Origin of the sequence: Sinorhizobium chiapasense (assembly GCF_045277575.1) — a bacterium.
Classification (GTDB): Bacteria; Pseudomonadota; Alphaproteobacteria; order Rhizobiales; family Rhizobiaceae; genus Ensifer; species Ensifer chiapasense_A.
The window spans coordinates 2,112,228-2,128,727 of sequence record NZ_CP144205.1; the positions used below are offsets into that span (position 1 = coordinate 2,112,228).

The following is a 16,500-nucleotide window of genomic DNA, read 5'->3' on the forward strand; positions in this document are numbered from 1 at the left end:
CCGCCATGGTCGCAAGCGTTACCCCTTTTTTGATGTTTCAGGATGGCGTGGCGGAGCAGGCCATGGCCTTCTACATCTCGCTGTTCCCGAATGCAGAGGTCCTGGAGATCGAGCATTACGGCCCGGGCGAACAGGGCCCTGAAGGCAGTATCAAGGTCGCACTCTTCCGGCTCGGCGCACAGCGGGTCAGGTGCATCGACAGCCCGGTCAAGCACGCCTTCGATTTCACTCCGTCCTTCTCCTTCTTCGTCGAATGCCAGAGCGAGGACGAGATCATCACGCTCGCGACCATGCTGGCCGAAGGCGGTGCCGTGCTGATGCCGCTCGACAATTACGGATTCAGCCAGCGCTTTACCTGGGTCAACGATCGCTTTGGCGTGTCCTGGCAATTGAACCTCGCCGACTGAGCCATCCTGGCCGCCGCCTGCCCTACAGCACCGCGTCGGCGCTCTCGATGCGCCGCCAGCGCTCGTCGAGCTGGTTGCGGAACCAGGTCATCTGGCGCTTGGCATATTGCCGCGTGGCAGCGGCACCGGCCTCGATCACCTCGGCCTTCCCGATCTCGCCTTTGAGGAGCGCCGCGATCTGGCTGACGCCGATCGCCTTCATGACAGGCATTTCCGGCGGCAGGTCGAGCGCAAGCAGTGCCTTGACCTCATCGATGGCGCCGCCGGCAAGCATCAGTTCGAAGCGGCGGTTGATGCGGTCGTGCAGGAGCTTGCGCTCCGGCAGCACCACGTATTTTTCCGCCCGGTCCGGATCGACGATGACAGGGCCGTTCTGCCGCTGGAAGAAGCGGATCGGCCTGCCGCTCGCTTCCACCACTTCGAGCGCCCGGACGATCCTTTGGCCGTCGCCGACCTTCAACGTCGCCGCCGTCTCCGGGTCCTCGGCACTCAGCGCGCGATGCAGCGCTTCGGGCCCTTCCGCCTTCAGCCGTTCGCGCAGACGCTCGCGGATCGCGGCGGGGATCTCGGGCATGTCCGAAAGGCCACCGGTCAGCGCCTTGAAATAGAGCCCGGTACCGCCGACGAAGACCGGCAGCCGTCCCTCCTGCTTGAGCCTGGCAACGAGCGCTTGCGCCTCACGCACCCAGGCGCCGGTGGAATAGGCTGATGCCGCCGGTACATGGCCGTAGAGGCAGTGCTCCACACCGCCCATATCCTGATTATCGGGCCGCGCTGTCAGCAGCCGCAGCGTGTCATAGACCTGCATGCTGTCGGCATTGACGACCACGCCGCCGTGGCGCCGCGCCAGTTCGACGGCAAGCGCAGACTTGCCGCTGGCGGTCGGCCCGGTTATCAGGATCGCGTCGCTCTCGGTTTCAAGGTTATTGTCCATGGCTCTCGTTGCCACGCTTATCGCCAATCCGTCAAATCCTGTTCTGACACCCGCGCTCGCGGAAGCGGCTGCCGATGCAGTCAAGGCGTCCGGCCTCTACTGGCTGGCCGATGGCGTCGCCTGCGACATCGCACTGAAGGACGGCACCGACGCGAACGCGGCCGAAGCGCTGCTGCGTGCCGAAATCGGAACCGCCGCCATCGACGTCGCCGTGCAGGACGCCGAGAGTCGCCGCAAGAAACTGCTGATCGCCGACATGGATTCGACCATGATCGGCCAGGAATGCATCGACGAACTGGCCGCCGAAGTCGGCCTCAAGGACCAGGTGGCGGCAATCACCGCCCGCGCCATGAACGGCGAGATCGCCTTCGAGCCGGCACTGATCGAGCGTGTCGCGCTGCTGAAGGGCCTGCCGCTCAGCGTCGTCGACGAGGTGATCGCCAAGCGCATCACGCTGACGCCGGGCGGGCGGCAACTGATTGCGACGATGAAGAGCAAGGGCCACTACACCGCGCTCGTCTCCGGCGGCTTCACCGTCTTCACCGGGCCGATCGCCGAGATGCTCGGTTTCGACGAGAACCGCGCCAACACGCTGATCGCCGAAGCGGGCATTCTGACCGGCGAGGTCGCCAACCCCATTCTCGGCAAGCAGGCCAAGGTCGATGCCCTCATCGACATCGCCGCGCGCCTCGGCATCTCGACGGGTGAGGCCCTTGCCGTCGGCGATGGCGCCAACGATCTCGGCATGATCCAGCTCGCCGGCACCGGCGTCGCACTGCACGCCAAGCCCGTGGTGGCCGAACAGGCCAAGGTTCGCATCGACCATGGCGACCTGACCGCCCTTCTCTATCTCCAGGGCTATCGCAAGACGGACTTCGTCGGATGATCATCTGCGAGACCGACCGGCTGCGCATTCGGGCCTGGAAGAACAGCGATCGCGATCTCTTCTTCGAGATCAACAGCGATCCCAAGGTCATGGAGTTCTTTCCCTTCCGTCGCAGCCGCGCGGAAGCGGACGCGCTCTTCGATCGTGTCGGCCGCGGCATCGCCGAAACCGGCCTGGGTTTCTTCGCCATAGCGCTGAAGGCCGACGACCGCCCGATCGGCTTCTGCGGCCTTGCCCTGACGGACCTGGAACCGCACTTTCCCAATGGCACGGTCGAGATCGGCTGGCGGCTCGCCGCCCGCTATTGGGGCCAGGGCTACATCACCGAAGCGGCCTCCGACCTGCTGCGCTACGGCTTCGAGGAAAGAGGGCTCGACGAGGTCGTCTCCTTTGCCGTCGCCGCCAACACCCGCTCGACGGCGGTGATGCAGCGGCTCGGCATGCACCGCGATGCAAGCCGCGACTTCGACCGTCCCCGCCAACCAGCCGGCACTGGTGCGTCATGTGCTTTACGCGATCAGCGCCGAGGAATGGCGCGCGCAGGCGAAGGCCAAGTAAGCGCCTCCTTTCGACCGTACGGCCCCTCACTGTCCTGCCGGACATCTCTCCCCGCAGGCGGGGAGAGAGATGCCAACCGCAATGTTGCTCCCCCAACAAACGTTGACGAGTGCCGAGCGCTCGCTGGGGTGTCCTTCTCCCCGCCTGCGGGGAGAAGGTGCCGGCAGGCGGATGAGGGGCAGCCCGGTCGCCGGGCCATAGCGTCCACTCGACCTCACCTCTTCCGCTCCGCCCCCGGATAGCTCCGCTCGATCCAGGCGACAAAGGCCTTTGCCGCGTCCGACAGCGCATCGAAGCGCCGCGCCACGAGAAAGAACGCGCCATAGGGCACCGAGACGTGAAAGGGCTGGAGCAGCCTCCCGGCCTCGATATCGTCACGCGCGTGGTCGCGGTCGATCAGCCCGACGCCATTTCCCCTGAGCGTCGCCTGAAGCACCATCGAACCATCGGCGAAGATGGCGCCGCGATCCACCTTGACCGGGCCGGCGCCGGCGGCTGCAAACCAATGTTCCCATAGCTGCCGGTTGTCCTCATGCAACAGCGCATGCTGCATCAGGTCTTCGGGCCGCTCGAGCGGTCGCCCACCGGCCGCCAGCGCCGGCGCGATCACGGGGATCATCTCGACTTCGGCAAGCGGGCGCGTCTCCACCCGCGGCCATGAATCGGCGGTCAGGCTGTGGCGGATGGCGATGTCGGCATCGCCGCTGCGAAACTCGGCGAGCCGGGATTCCGCATCGATCTCCAGATCGATCTCCGGATGCGCCTCCTGGAATTCCTGCAGGTGCGGCACCAGCCAGCAGCCGGCGAAAGACGGCTCGGCGCTGACCTTCAGGGTCTGCGAGAGCCGCCACCCCGAGAGCATGTCAAGACGCTCGCCCACCATGTCGAACGCGGCCGTCAACACGCCGAGCAGGGCGCGGCCATCGGCGGTCAGGCGGACGCTGCGATGATGCCGCTCGAACAGCGGCCGGCCGATCAGGTCCTCGAGCTCGCGCACTTGCCGGCTGATCGCCGCCTGCGAGACGAAAAGCTCGGCGGCAGCCAGCGTGAAGCTTTCGAGCCGCCCGGCCGCCTCGAAACTCCGCAACGCTGTCAGAGGCAAGCGGCTGCGCTTCATGCATAACCTCAAGTCATTCGAGAGCCACAGTAAACTCGTTTGAGGGGTGCGGGCAAGTGCGGTGAAATGGGAACCCGGAAGGAGGTTCAGCCATGCTTGCGATCATCGAAATCCTGTTCGAAGCCCTGCGGCTGGTGACCTTCCAGCCTGCGCGAAAGGCACCCTACGCGCCGGAACGGTCGGCGAGTGGCGACGACTGCTGATATCAAAATGCGACACCCTCCAGACTTGCCCCTCTCCTCGGGTTTAACCCGAGGACTAACCTCTCCCCGCTCGCGGGGCGAAGGGACGTGCCCGGCCACCAACCACCGTATGGCCCCGGTCCAAGAATGGAGAGCCTCGGGCGGAAAACAGCCCGGACCGGACGTCGCTCTCCGAGCGGGCGCGGCGTTGTCCCTTCTCCCCGCCTGCGGGGAGAAGGTGCCGGCAGGCGGATGAGGGGCCACTTCCGGCGCTGCCAAGCGCCGAAGACGGCAGCGACCGGGAGCTTGAATCAAAATCTGAGGAAGCGGATTCAATCTGTCAGCGCGACCGGCGATGGATCTGAAAAGATTCGGCAATCGCCCTCGCTCGAAAGCAGCGCCGCGGCACCGAACCGATGCCGCAGCCGCACATCCTGGTGGGGCCCTACTCCACCCGCACCGTGACGAAGCGCAGTTCGCCCGTCTTGTTGGAGAGCATCAGCAGCGCATTGCGCCGGCCGTTCGATTTCAGCTCCTCGACCCGCTGGGCAACGTCGTCAGGCGTGTCCATCGCCTCCTGCCCGACCTCGACGATGACGTCGCCCGGCTCGACGCGTCGTTCCGCCGCCGCCGAATTCGGCGAGACTTCGGTAATGACAACGCCATCCACGTCGTCGGCAATGCCGTATTTCTTGCGCGTCTCCTCGTTCAGCGTCGCAAGCTTCATGCCGAGCACGACGTCTGTCGCCGGCAGCGGGGCCGCTTCGGGCTTGTCCGGCTTCTGCGTCTCGTCGCCAGTCGTCGCCGCCGGTGCGCTGGCAAGTTCACCGCCGTCCTCGAGGCGGCCGAGGGTGACCTTGACCGTCTGCTCCTTGCCGTCACGCACCACCACCACGTCGACCGCCTTGCCGACGGGGCTTTCGGCAACGGCACGCGGCAGGTCACGCATTTCGGTGACGTCGCGGCCATCGAACTTGACGATGACGTCGCCGGCCTTGATCTCGCCGTGCGCAATCGGCCCGCCCTCGATGATGCCGGAGACAAGCGCGCCATGTGGCGTCGCCATCTTCAGGCTCTCGGCGATATCGTCGGTCACCGGCTGGATACGCACGCCGAGCCAGCCGCGCCGGGTCTCGCCGAAGTCCTTGAGCTGCAGCACCACATTGGCGGCAAGCTCCGTCGGCACGGAAAAGCCGATGCCGATCGAGCCGCCGGATGGAGAGATGATCGCGGTGTTGATGCCGATCACTTCGCCCTGCATGTTGAAGAGCGGTCCGCCGGAATTGCCGCGGTTGATGGCGGCGTCCGTCTGGATGAAGTTGTCATAGGGACCGGCATTGATGTTGCGGCCGCGGGCCGAAATGATGCCGACGGAAACCGAACCGCCGAGCCCGAACGGATTGCCGATCGCCATCACCCAGTCGCCGATGCGCATCTTGCGGGAATCGCCGAAGGACACCGCCTTCAGTGGCGCTTTCGGCTCGACCTTCAGCACCGCCAGATCCGTCTTGGTATCCTTGCCGACGAGCTTCGCCTTCAGCTTGCTGCCATTGGCGAAGTTGATCTCGATATCGTCGGCGCCTTCGATCACGTGGTTGTTGGTGACGATGTAGCCGGTCGGGTCGATGACGAAGCCGGAGCCGAGGGAATCGACCGTGCGCTGGCGGTTACCGCCCTGGCCGCCCTGCCCTTTGAAGAATTCATCGAAATAGGGCTGATAGGGCGAACCCTCCGGCACCTGGGGTGTCGGCGCATCGTCGTCGTTCTTGACCTTCTGCGAGGTCGAGATGTTGACGACCGCGTCGAGCAGGCCGGCGGCGAGATCGGCAACGGAAGCCGGGCCGTTCGTCGGCGGGCGCACGGCGGCGTTCTGCGCGAGCGCCGTATTGCTGAAGGCAAGCGCGCCTGCGAGCGCCAGAATGCCCAAGGAGGTGCCAAGCGAGTAAGCTCGGGATTTCGTACGCGTGGACAAGTCGCTTAGGCTCCTCTCGATGCGCGATGATCGACCGGTTCTCCTGGCCGCCACCTCTCCTGGATCCCGATGATCTCGGGTCCAACCGACCCAAGATCATAGCGTGATCGTTTGTCATAAGTTAGAGCGAAATCCGGGGCGGAACACCGCATGCACCTTTCCTCGTCCCGCTCTCGTCTACGGCGTTGAGGCGCCGTAGAACTTTGATTCTTCGCATAATCTTGCGTCAACCGGAACCGGCAAGATCGCTTAAGCAGCAGGAACCGTCGACGCAATCCGCAAACCGCTCGACATCCGACCTTACCAGAAGATAAGGCGGAATTCGGAAGCGTCCAAACACGATTTCCTGATCCCCGCGCAGGGACTGCTGGAAGTAAAAGATACCGGCTGCGCGTTCTTGGAAGGGGCGCGACGCGTCAGGTCGTCAGGTCGTGCCCGTGGTCCTTCAAGGCCTGGACCGCCTTGTCGAGATCGGAACCGGCAACAAAGACATAGTCGGTGCTGAAGGTCGAGTTGGCGAAGACGCCGACGCCGGCGGCCGAAAGCGGCCGGAGCACAGAAGACAGTACGCCGGGTACATCGAAGGCAAAATGCTGTTCGACTCGGAAGCAGCGCCAGCCGAGCGAACTCTGGACGCTGGAAGGCACGCGGGCGGCACGGCAGACCAGCGTCATCTCTTCGCGCGAGCTCGACACGGTCCAGAAGCCTGGCCCCGGCAACCATTCGGGTATGCTGGAGCCGATATTGAGGCGGGTGATGGCGTATTCGGCATCGACCAGCCGGATCAGCAGTTTATGTGGCATTTCGCATTATCCTCGAAGCAACCATACAAGTCCGACCCCGGCAGCCACGGAAACGACCCCCGCCAGTCGAAGCTGATGTTCGGGGACATACGGCAAACGCTTCGCCATTTCCACCAAAACCAAAGGGGCCAGTGCGTACACCAGCCCCTCGATGATCAGGAAGAACGCGATTCCCGTCAGGAAATCCGACATCGCTCGCCTAGTTCCCGGTGGTTGGTTGCGGCGCCGCGGCAGCCGGTGCCGTGCCTTCGGAATTGTTGAAGAAACGGAAGAATTCCGAATGCGGCGACAGCACCAGCGTTGTGTCCGGGCTGCCGATCGACTGGGTATAGGCCGACATCGAGCGGTAGAATTCGAAGAACTTCGGATCGCGCGCAAAGGCGTCGGCAAAGGTCTTCGTCCGTTCGGCTTCGCCCTCACCGCGCAGGATTTCCGAATCGCGCTGGGCGTCGGCGACGATCTCGACGACCTGACGGTCGGCGATGGCGCGGCGGCGCTGGCCCTCTTCGTTACCGCGGGCGCGGATCAGTTCCGCTTCCGCCAGACGCTCGGCCTTCATGCGGTCGTAGGTCTGCTGCGAGACTTCCTGCGTCAGGTCGGTGCGGCGGATACGGACGTCCTCGATGTTGAGGCCGAGCGACTCGGCGTCGCCTTTGAGGTCGGCGCGAACTTCACGCATCATCGATGCGCGCTCGTCCGAGAGCGCCGCCTCGAAGCCACGCAGACCGTAGACGCGGCGCAGCGACGCATCGAGACGGGTGCGCAGACGCGATTCCGCGGAGTCGCGATCGCCCGAAACGGTTTCGCGGAAGCGGCGGGCATCGGCGATCTTGTAGACGACGAAGGCGTCGACTTCATAGAACTTGCCGCCCGAAACCTGGACACGGATGTTGTCGAGGTCGAAGCGCAGCGCCTGGTCTTCGACATACTGAACGCGGTCGGCGTCCATGAAGGCGAAGGGCAGCTTGAAGTAAAGGCCCGGCTGGCTCTTGACGTCCTTGATCTGACCGAAGCGAACGACGATCGCCTGCTGGCGCTCGTTCACCACGAAGATCGAGGAATAGATGCCGACGAAGACGAAGGCGAGCAGGATCAGGATGACGGAGGTACGATTGTTGATCACTGGGCTGCTCCCGATGCTGCTGCGGCTGCTCCCGACTGGACAGGCCGGCCGATTTCGTTCAGCGGCAGATAGGGCAGAACGCCCTGCCCGTTCTTCTCGTCGAGGATCACCTTCTTCGACTTGCCGAGAACACCCTGCATCGTTTCGAGATAGAGGCGCTTGCGGGTCACGTCGGGCGCCTTGGAATATTCGTCGTAAACCGAGATGAAGCGCTGCGCTTCACCCTGTGCTTCCTTGACGACGCGGTCCTTGTAGGCGGCTGCCTCTTCGCGGATCTGCGCGCCCTGGCCGCGAGCCTTGCCGAGCACCTGGTTGGCGTACTGGTTGGCTTCTTCGACGAAGCGGTCTTCGTCCTGTTCGGCACGCTGCACCTCGTCGAACGCATCGGCCACTTCACGCGGCGGCGCTGCGTCCTCGATCGCGACCGTGTTGACGGAAACGCCGGCGCCGTAAGTGTCCATCGTCGCCTGGATCGTGCTCTTCACGTCGGCAGCGATCGCCTGACGGTTGTCGCGGAAGATGTCCTGCGCCGGACGGCGGCCGACCACTTCGCGCATGGCGCTTTCGGCCACCCGCTGCAGCGTGTCGGACGGATTTTCGACATTGAAGAGATAGGCGCGCGGGTCGGTGACCGAGAACAGCACCGAGAACTGCACGTTGACGATGTTCTGGTCGCCGGTCAGCATCAGGCCGGAATTCGACTGGCCGCTGCCGCGCCCGCCGATGTTCTGCTGCTGCTCGGTGATCTTCACGAATTCGACGGTCTCGAACGGCCAGAAGTGGTAGTGAAGCCCAGGCATCGAGATCTCGTCCTTCGGCTTGCCGAAGCGCATCTCGACGCCACGCTCGTCCGGCTGGACGGTGTAGATCGAGTTGATCAGGATGAAGCCGACGATCAGCAGGCCGACAATGGCAAAGACGCCGCCGTTGAAACCGCCGGGAACGACGTTCTTAAGCTGGTCCTGGCCGCGGCGAATGATCTCTTCCAGATCCGGCGGGCCGCCCTTGCCGCGCGGCCGGTTTGGCCCCTGGCCCCATGGCCCCTGATTGCCGCCGCCGCCGCCCCACGGGCCGCCGCCGCCATTCTGATTGCTCCAGGGCATCAAAACCTCTCTATTGAAACTTCCCACGCCAAACGGCCGCGCCACCGCACGGTCGTTCACGATGTCAAACCGTTATAGGTATCACCCGCACCGCTTTCAACGCGATAGGGCCGAGTTCACCGTAAATGGTTCAAAATAGTTGACGATCCGGCGCGTCAGGCTGTCGCACGCCGCCTAAAGGTGACGAAATGCATGGCGTGGCTGTCCTTTTCGCCCTGCGGCAGATCTTCCTCGAACACCTTCTCGAAGACTTGCGCGTCGATATCCGGAAAACGCGTGTCGCCCTCCACCGTCGCCTGGACCTCGGTCACATGCAGGATATCGGCCACGCCGATCGACTGGCGATAGATCTCGCCGCCGCCGATCACGCAGATCTCGTCAGCGCCCGTCGCCTGAGCCTCACGGTTCGCGAGCGCAATCGCAGCCTCGAGCGACGGCACGACGCTCGCTCCCTCCGCGACAAAATCCGCGTTGCGGGTGATGACGATATTGGCGCGGCCGGGCAGCGGTCGCCCCAGGGAAGCCCAGGTCTTGCGCCCCATGATCACGGGCTTGCCGATCGTCAGCGCCTTGAAGCGCTTGAGGTCGGTCGAAAGCCGCCAGGGCAGATCGCCGTCGCGGCCGATGACGCCGTTGGCGGCAACCGCCACGACGATCGATATCTTCGGATGTGTGCTCTTCGTCTCAGTCATGGAACCCGTTCGGTTTACTGTCGATTTCCCGTGCCCGGTCATAGGCCGCCCGGTCCGTCACCACGCGTATGTAGCGGTCGACCACCGTGCTCTCCGGCAGGATCTTGCGCATCCATTGCAGTGCGCTTGCCAAGAGCAGGTCGGCCGCGCTCATCGTCTCGCCGAGCAGATAGGTCTGGCGGGTGAGCACGTCGATCACATGCGCGCACATGTCGTTGTAGAGCCGTGCCTGGGCCGGATTGTTGATGGTCGCGCCGGAAACATGGGCGAGCGCCGTCGGCTCGATCACGCCGGCATAGTAGGCAAGCCAGGAAAGATAGGCGCCGCGATCCTTGTGGCCCGGCGGGCGGCCGAGGCTGCAATCGGGATAGAGGTCGGTGAGATATTGCACGACGGCCGCCGACTCCCAGATCGCCGCGCCGTTGTGCAGCAGCGCCGGCACCTGCTTGTGCGGATGCGGATTGTTGTCATCGGGCGCGCCGGAGCCATCCCAGCGGCGGATCGAGACGTAACGGATCTCGTATTCGGCGCCCAACTCCTCGAGCAGCCAGACGATGCGCGACGACCGCGACAGGGGCGCATGGATCAGTGTGAGCATCATACCTCCCTCAAGGGCGAGCCCTCCGCGGCCATTCTTCGCCGCAGCCATGACCGATGGGCGATGCCTGCCGCGCAACCTTGGCGACGAAGCCTCGCTGCGCACGCCAAGACATAGCTTGGTGCAGACTGCCGGGCCCGATTGCCTTAGACCGCGATCGGCGCCTTGATCGTTGAATCAGCTTCGTAGCCGACGAGCGTAAAGTCTTCGAAGCGGAAGGAAAACAGGTCCTTCACGTCAGGATTGATCTCCATCCGCGGCAGCGCCTTCGGCGTGCGGGTGAGCTGCAGCCGGGCCTGTTCGAAATGGTTGTGGTAGATGTGCGCGTCGCCGAGCGTGTGGACGAAATCGCCTGGCTTGAAGCCGGTCACCTGCGCCACCATCATCGTCAAAAGGGCGTAGGAGGCGATGTTGAAGGGCACGCCCAGGAAGATATCGGCGGAGCGCTGGTAGAGTTGGCAGGAAAGCTTGCCATCCGCCACGTAGAACTGGAACAGGCAATGGCAGGGCGGCAGCGCCATCTCGTCCACCAATGCCGGGTTCCAGGCCGAAACGATGTGGCGGCGCGAATTCGGATTGGTCTTGAGGCTTTCGACGAGCCCGGCGATCTGGTCGATATGGTGTCCATCGGGCGCCGGCCAGGAGCGCCACTGGTAGCCATAGACCGGGCCGAGGTCGCCGTTCTCGTCGGCCCATTCGTCCCAGATGGTGACGCCGTTTTCCTTGAGGTAGGCGATATTGGTATCGCCCTTCAGGAACCAGAGCAGCTCATGGATGATCGAGCGCAGGTGCAGCTTCTTGGTGGTCAGCACCGGGAAGCCCTCGGAGAGATCGAAGCGCATCTGGTGGCCGAAGACCGAGCGCGTGCCCGTTCCCGTCCGGTCGCCCCGGTCGGTTCCGTTGGTCATCACATGATCGAGAAGGTCGAGATATTGCTGCATGGTCTGGCGCCGCCGATTCGTAATGCCCCAAATTTAGGACGAAGCCGGCGGCGAACCAATGGCGTCCGGGTGATTATCCCGGAAATTCGGCCGTCTGCTGGCGCAGGATGAGGAAACGTGTGCATGGCCCGCCTGCATCCCGTTCCATCGATCGGAAGCGATCCCATTTATGGTTTGGGGTCCGTTCGGCCCGAAACCAAGGTGAGCTACAGGGCCTGCAGCTTCCCGAGGTTCTTCGCCACCAGGTAATAGAAGGTGACGCGCGACTTGGAGCGATCGGCGGACATCGCCTGGACGGTGGCGTCGATCGCCTTGTCCGCGTCGGCGCCACTGATGCCGAGCTTCTTCTCGCACCATTTTTCCTTGACCCGTTCGAGCTCCTTCGGGTCCGTCGCCGAAACGAGCGAAGAATCCTTGTTGCGAAGGGCAATGCCAAGGTGGCGCACGATCTTGTTCACGATCGCCTCGTCGGCACCGCTGTCGTATTTCAGCACATCTGCGAGGTAGTCCGCCATGAGGCCTCCAGCTTGCTTCGTTTCTCGAAACTGCGGCCGGATCTTGCCGGCCGCGTGCAACAGCGGGAGTTTTTCACGGATGTCGGTCAAGTCAAGGCAGTTCGGCGCCGCGCAGCCCGGGACAAAGTCATATATCCGACACATCCCCCTTTTCTTGGAGGCCGGAAAGACCTATATGAACGGTGCCGTCTTCGGGCGGCTATGGCAATAAACGGGCGATGAAATAAACCCATTGGACCCGGGGGCGGTACCCGGCGCCTCCACCAAAAACCGATCTTTCGAGGATCGGCTTTTGATGGGGGCGAAATAGGATCGACAAGGGCGTAAAGATCGACTTTTTGCTCGGCATTGTACCACCGTTATCGGGCTAAACTTATAGTTGCAAACGACAACTATGCTGAAGCACGTCTCGCTGCCTAACGGCGGTGCGGCACTTCAAATCAAGCCCTTGCGGGTAGCACCGTAAGGCGGGGTCCGAAGGCACCTGGCAACAGAAGCCTTCACCTTCTCCCCCGGCTCGAAATGGTCTATAGATGCTCAAATAATTGACTCGTTCCTTGTGGATGGGCAATGAAAAGTCGACGGCGGATCGCCGACGGAAAAGCAGTAAGATTGAGTTCGAGGAAAGACGGGACACTCATGGGCCAGGACCACATCCGCTACGACATTCTGGCACAGGACGCGCTCCGCAGCGTCATCCGCAAGGTCCTGACCGAGGTCGCCACGACGGGCCATCTGCCCGGCGAACACCACTTCTTCATCACCTTCCTGACCGGCGCGCCGGGCGTGCGCATCTCGCAGCACCTCAAGGCGAAGTATCCCGAGCAGATGACCATCGTCGTCCAGCATCAGTTCTGGGAACTGAAGGTAACCGAAACCGGCTTCGAGATCGGGCTTTCCTTCTCCGATACGCCGGAGCGGCTGGTCATCCCGTTCAACGCCATCCGCGGCTTCTACGACCCCTCGGTCAATTTCGAGCTGGAGTTCGATGTCGCCGCCGGCGAGGAGGAAGAAGTGGAATCGGCCGAAATCACCGCCTATCCGGTCCCGGAGGAAAACGGCGAGGCCACGGCCAAGGACGACAAGCCGACCGAACCGAAAAACGGCGGCGGCTCGGTCGTTTCGCTCGATTCCTTCCGCAAGAAGAACTGATCACCATCGACTGCATGTTTCTTTGATTGCAGCCGGCTGAAGGAGCCTCGGGTCATGACCGGCGACGTCGTCAATCTGCGCCAGTTCCGCAAGCGCCGTGAGCGCACGGAAAAGGAAAAGCAGGCCGAACAGAACCGCATCTCCTTCGGCCGCACCAAGGCCGAAAAATCCCTGACCAAGGCGCTGAACGACAAGGCGGAGACCCGCCTCGACCAGGGCCGCCTGGAGCGGCCGGCCAAGGACGAAGGCGGCGACGGCAAGGACTGAGCCGCCCTCCTCGAAGAAAGCGATTCCGGAGCAAGGAGTTGCGGCCGCTTTCCGAATCGAAATGCCAACGGAAGCATGTCGCGCAAAAGCGTGCGGCGGTCTTGTGATAACGACATGCGAAATATCAAACTTCAAGCGCAAGGCGCGAATCGCGATGCGCTTCAGGTGAATCGATTCCGGAGCGCCGCGTGCGGCGATTTTTCGCCGGCATCCTGTTCCAATTTATAAGGGGGTGCGCGCAATCCGCCCCAAAGTCATTTTGATACAGAGACCGGACGATGATCCGTAAGCACTCCGCGACCCTGCACGGCCACCGCACCAGCTTCTCGCTTGAGGATGCCTTCTGGCAGGAGCTGAAGGAAATCGCCGCGGCAAGGGCGATGCCGCTTGCCCAACTCATCGCCGAGATCGACGACCAGCGCGGCCCAGACAGCAATCTTTCGTCGGCTCTGCGTGTCTATGTGCTCGAATGGTTGAAGGCGAAGATTCTGGCATCTTCGCCCGACGGGGCCTGACGGCGAGAAATAGCCTACCCGCACGGCCTGATTGTGTGCGCCTTGCAACAGCCCGGCCGGTTTTGCCCTTCGCGACCCCCATCATCGATCGAATTCAGTTGTTTTCGGGCAGGCTTATATAAAAATGTCCCATGGAGAGACGGCTAGTGCTGCCGTCTCAGAGGGGAGCATTTCATGAGTATCTCTACGCGACTGGGCCTTGCGGCCTGCCTGAGCCTGGTGCCCTTTCTACCGGCCAATGCAGCAGACATCACACCGCTGATGACCCCTTCGGCACCGGTCCAGGAAACCGAGAGCGGCTGGCAATTCACCTTCGCCCCCTATTTCTGGATCGCCGGGCTCTCCGGCGACACGGCGCAGTTCGGCCTGCCGACCGTCCACATCGATTCCGACTTCGGCGACATCTGGAGCAATCTCGATTTCGCCGCCATGGCGATCGGCGAAGCGCGGAACGATCGCTTCAGCATCTTTACCGATCTGATCTACTCGAAGCTTTCCGGCGACGGTAAGGCGCGCGGAATTTTCACCGACACTGTGGATGTCGACTCGGAGACCTTCGCCGGCCTCGTCGCCGTCGGCTACACGGTGTTCCAGGATCAGCAATCAAACCTGGACGTGGTCGGCGGCGTGAAGGTCTGGTCGGTCGATACCACCATCTCCTTCCATGGCGGTCCGCTTGACGGTGTCAGCCGCGACGACGGCAAGACCTGGGTCGACGGCATGGTGGGCCTGCGCGGCGCCTATTATCTGACGCCGGAAATCTACCTGACCGGCTGGGGCCTCGTCGGCGGCGGCGGTGCCGACATCGACTGGGATGTGGCCCTCGGCCTCGGCTATCGCTTCAACGACACGATCTCGGCGATTGCCGGCTACCGTGCACTCGGCGTCGACTACGACAATGACGGCTTTATCTTCGACGTGGTTCAACAGGGCCCGATCCTCGGCCTTGCCATACGCTTCTGAAACGGCTTGAGCCTTCGCGCAAAAAGAACCCGGTTGCCCTGCAACCGGGTTTAACGTCGTATGGCGAGATTGGCCGCAGCCTATCTGACCAGACGAATGGCACCGGGGTTGTTGATGGTGTTGTTCGCGAGCTCCGCCTTGCAATCGAGCTTGAAGCTGCTGTTGCCGATCATGGTGATCTCCTGCGCGACGATGCGCACGCATTCGCCGCCGGTGGAACCACTTCCGGCATACTGGATCTCGCGTGATGCCGGCATGTAGATGATGCCCGCAAGCGACGAGGCGCTGTTGCCGTTGATCGTCGCGGTCGCCGTATTGTTCCGGGCGGCGACGATCGAGAAACCGGCCCAGTCCCCCGTCAGGGATGGCGTGATCTTGAAGGTCGAGCCGCCGTGAATGTCGAGCTGGGCGCCGTTCATCAGGAAGAAGGTGACGCCCTCACCCGTGAGCACCGACTGGCTGGCAAGTTTCAGGACACCGCCGTCGATAATGTAGGCGCCCGGCCGCAAGAGAACCTTGCCCTTGATTTCCAGACCGCCATAGGTGCCGGGCTTCAGTTCGACAGTATAGCCGACGGGTGCGTTGTTCGGCGTTTTGCTCGTGCCGTTGCAGTTGCCATTGCCGCCACCGCCGGCCACGAAGTTCTGTCCGCATCCGGCGAGGCTCACCCAGCTCCCCGTCGTCGGCATTTTCTTGAACCGGAACGGATCCAGGATCGGCGAAACATCCTCCACCGCCTTGCCGCAGGCGAGCTCGAGATGGGCCAGCGTCGCCGATACCTTGCCGGCCGCGTAAAGACACTCGGCCTTCAAGCTGGCCGAACCACTGAGATAGATCGACTGGGCATCGCTCGAATTCGACGTGATGGTACAGCCGGACGTATCGACGCTGGCACTGCCGCTCACTTCGAACGCCCGGGTTGCGGTCCGATGAAGCGCCAGAATGCACGCTTCCCTTCCCGGCATGCGCGCCGCGACGCTTGCGCGGTCGATCGTATAGGGCTGAAGCCCCCAGAAGAGCGGAGCATACTTGAGCTCATAGGTGGCCGTCGCCGTGCTCTCCACGCCAGCCGTGCCGAAAGCGACCTTGATTGCCTGTGCCGCCACCGGCGTCGAACTTCCCCCCGACCCGATCTCGTCGACGATCTCCGGCACGCCGAAATTGGCAAAGAAGGTGTTGTTCGCCAGGTCTTTCGCCTGGGCTTCATCTTCCCCTTCTCCATAGGATTTGACCGCGGAGAAGGCGGCCGCATCGAGCGCGTCCTGCATCTTGGCGGACTCGAGATTGATGCGGGCGAGATTGATGGCGATGGAAGCAGCCGTAAACAGCGGTATCATCACCAGGGCTGTCATGACGGCAAAGTTGCCGCTTTCGTCCTCAAGCATGCGGACGAGCTTGTTCTTCAGTTTGCTTAGCATCTTGCTTCGTTGCCCCTCAGCAGATCACGACGACTTCGGAGCCACATGGCCCCAAAACAAGAGACGTCATCGATTCCAATGAGTTGGAGCTAGAAGCGGCCAATCGGCCGCGCCCCTCCCTGCGCTCCAAAACATCTTGCTAATTTAGCGACCAAACGTAGAGAAATGGCTTCAGAAATCGTTAAACTTTGTCGAAATCGCTGCTGCGAGGGCCTTAATCCCCAGCGGAATCCGGAAGCATCGACGATATTCGGTCGCGCGCGCATGTCTGGGCATAGGAGGCCCTGCCACGCAACGCGGCGCCGGATTGGCGGGGCGCAGGGCGCGAAAGGCGCTGCTGAGGCGCGCAGATCG

At 63.0% G+C, this 16,500-nt stretch carries 18 protein-coding genes, 1 other RNA gene and 1 pseudogene; 8 read left to right on the forward strand and 12 right to left on the reverse strand.

The annotated features are described in order from the left end of the window. The first annotated feature begins 5 nt into the window (after positions 1 to 5). The gene (locus tag QM996_RS10340; RefSeq protein WP_483503440.1) at positions 6 to 407 is read left to right on the forward strand and encodes a VOC family protein; all 402 of its coding nucleotides are present in this window, start codon (positions 6 to 8) and stop codon (positions 405 to 407) included. Positions 408 to 429: 22 nt separating this feature from the next. Here the strand turns inward: QM996_RS10340 and miaA are convergent, their stop codons facing one another. Beyond that, complete coding sequence (gene miaA / locus QM996_RS10345; protein ID WP_500267401.1) at positions 430 to 1,341, reverse strand: tRNA (adenosine(37)-N6)-dimethylallyltransferase; 912 nt, start codon at positions 1,339 to 1,341, stop codon at positions 430 to 432. On the opposite strand from miaA, the gene serB reads away from it, so the two are divergent. Together serB and QM996_RS10355 are read left to right on the forward strand one after the other, a co-directional pair. Beyond that, positions 1,340 to 2,227, forward strand: coding sequence for a phosphoserine phosphatase SerB (gene serB / locus QM996_RS10350; RefSeq protein ID WP_500267402.1), 888 nt, complete (start codon positions 1,340 to 1,342; stop codon positions 2,225 to 2,227). The two genes, miaA and serB, sit on opposite strands and share 2 nt — an antisense overlap. Then, positions 2,224 to 2,785, forward strand: a pseudogene (locus QM996_RS10355) (GNAT family N-acetyltransferase). The gene serB and the pseudogene QM996_RS10355 overlap by 4 nt, the downstream one beginning before the upstream one ends. Positions 2,786 to 2,999: 214 nt before the next feature. Here the strand turns inward: QM996_RS10355 and QM996_RS10360 are convergent. The 10 genes from QM996_RS10360 to QM996_RS10405 form a co-directional block, all read right to left on the reverse strand. Beyond that, positions 3,000 to 3,902 carry a LysR family transcriptional regulator gene (locus QM996_RS10360; protein WP_500267403.1) on the reverse strand — a complete coding sequence of 301 codons (903 nt, stop codon included), beginning with the start codon at positions 3,900 to 3,902 and terminating at the stop codon, positions 3,000 to 3,002. Positions 3,903 to 4,529: 627 nt separating this feature from the next. After that, on the reverse strand, positions 4,530 to 6,056 hold the full coding sequence (locus tag QM996_RS10365; RefSeq protein ID WP_500267404.1) for a DegQ family serine endoprotease: 1,527 nt from the start codon (positions 6,054 to 6,056) through the stop codon (positions 4,530 to 4,532). A 416-nt stretch (positions 6,057 to 6,472) separates the two neighbouring features. Beyond that, on the reverse strand, positions 6,473 to 6,859 hold the full coding sequence (locus QM996_RS10370) for an ACT domain-containing protein (protein ID WP_113536086.1): 387 nt from the start codon (positions 6,857 to 6,859) through the stop codon (positions 6,473 to 6,475). A gap of 6 nt (positions 6,860 to 6,865) precedes the next feature. Beyond that, entirely contained in the window at positions 6,866 to 7,051 is a 186-nt protein-coding gene (locus tag QM996_RS10375) for a DUF2065 domain-containing protein (protein WP_429806684.1), read from the reverse strand. A 7-nt stretch (positions 7,052 to 7,058) separates the two neighbouring features. Then, a complete protein-coding gene (hflC, locus tag QM996_RS10380; RefSeq protein ID WP_500267405.1) occupies positions 7,059 to 7,982 on the reverse strand; it encodes a protease modulator HflC in 924 nt (307 codons plus the stop codon). Continuing rightward, the gene (gene hflK, locus QM996_RS10385) at positions 7,979 to 9,085 is read right to left on the reverse strand and encodes a protease modulator HflK (protein ID WP_500267406.1); all 1,107 of its coding nucleotides are present in this window, start codon (positions 9,083 to 9,085) and stop codon (positions 7,979 to 7,981) included. Before hflK ends, hflC begins: the two co-directional genes overlap by 4 nt. A gap of 155 nt (positions 9,086 to 9,240) precedes the next feature. Beyond that, positions 9,241 to 9,777 carry a dihydrofolate reductase gene (locus tag QM996_RS10390; protein WP_500267407.1) on the reverse strand — a complete coding sequence of 179 codons (537 nt, stop codon included), beginning with the start codon at positions 9,775 to 9,777 and terminating at the stop codon, positions 9,241 to 9,243. After that, positions 9,770 to 10,375, reverse strand: coding sequence for a glutathione S-transferase (locus QM996_RS10395; RefSeq protein WP_500270285.1), 606 nt, complete (start codon positions 10,373 to 10,375; stop codon positions 9,770 to 9,772). Before QM996_RS10395 ends, QM996_RS10390 begins: the two co-directional genes overlap by 8 nt. A 146-nt stretch (positions 10,376 to 10,521) precedes the next feature. After that, positions 10,522 to 11,316 (reverse strand): thymidylate synthase, encoded by a 795-nt coding sequence (locus QM996_RS10400; protein ID WP_500267408.1) that lies wholly within the window; start codon positions 11,314 to 11,316, stop codon positions 10,522 to 10,524. A gap of 206 nt (positions 11,317 to 11,522) precedes the next feature. Then, complete coding sequence (locus QM996_RS10405) at positions 11,523 to 11,831, reverse strand: DUF2853 family protein (RefSeq protein ID WP_500267409.1); 309 nt, start codon at positions 11,829 to 11,831, stop codon at positions 11,523 to 11,525. Between the two features lie 145 nt (positions 11,832 to 11,976). Here QM996_RS10405 and ssrA point away from each other — a divergent pair. The 5 genes from ssrA to QM996_RS10430 all read left to right on the forward strand — a co-directional run bounded on the left by ssrA (position 11,977) and on the right by QM996_RS10430 (position 14,728). Beyond that, positions 11,977 to 12,336, forward strand: a transfer-messenger RNA (tmRNA) gene (gene ssrA, locus QM996_RS10410). 134 nt (positions 12,337 to 12,470) lie between these two features. Further along, positions 12,471 to 12,983, forward strand: a complete 513-nt coding sequence (locus tag QM996_RS10415; RefSeq protein WP_429806671.1) for an SspB family protein — start codon at positions 12,471 to 12,473, stop codon at positions 12,981 to 12,983. A 54-nt stretch (positions 12,984 to 13,037) separates the two neighbouring features. Further along, positions 13,038 to 13,250, forward strand: coding sequence for a DUF4169 family protein (locus QM996_RS10420; protein ID WP_500267410.1), 213 nt, complete (start codon positions 13,038 to 13,040; stop codon positions 13,248 to 13,250). A gap of 278 nt (positions 13,251 to 13,528) precedes the next feature. Beyond that, positions 13,529 to 13,765 carry a ribbon-helix-helix domain-containing protein gene (locus QM996_RS10425; RefSeq protein ID WP_500267411.1) on the forward strand — a complete coding sequence of 79 codons (237 nt, stop codon included), beginning with the start codon at positions 13,529 to 13,531 and terminating at the stop codon, positions 13,763 to 13,765. 261 nt (positions 13,766 to 14,026) lie between these two features. After that, on the forward strand, positions 14,027 to 14,728 hold the full coding sequence (locus QM996_RS10430; RefSeq protein ID WP_500270286.1) for a hypothetical protein: 702 nt from the start codon (positions 14,027 to 14,029) through the stop codon (positions 14,726 to 14,728). Between the two features lie 80 nt (positions 14,729 to 14,808). Here QM996_RS10430 and QM996_RS10435 read toward each other — a convergent pair whose 3' ends face one another. After that, positions 14,809 to 16,146, reverse strand: coding sequence for a TadE/TadG family type IV pilus assembly protein (locus QM996_RS10435; protein WP_500267412.1), 1,338 nt, complete (start codon positions 16,144 to 16,146; stop codon positions 14,809 to 14,811). Positions 16,147 to 16,500 lie beyond the last annotated feature (354 nt).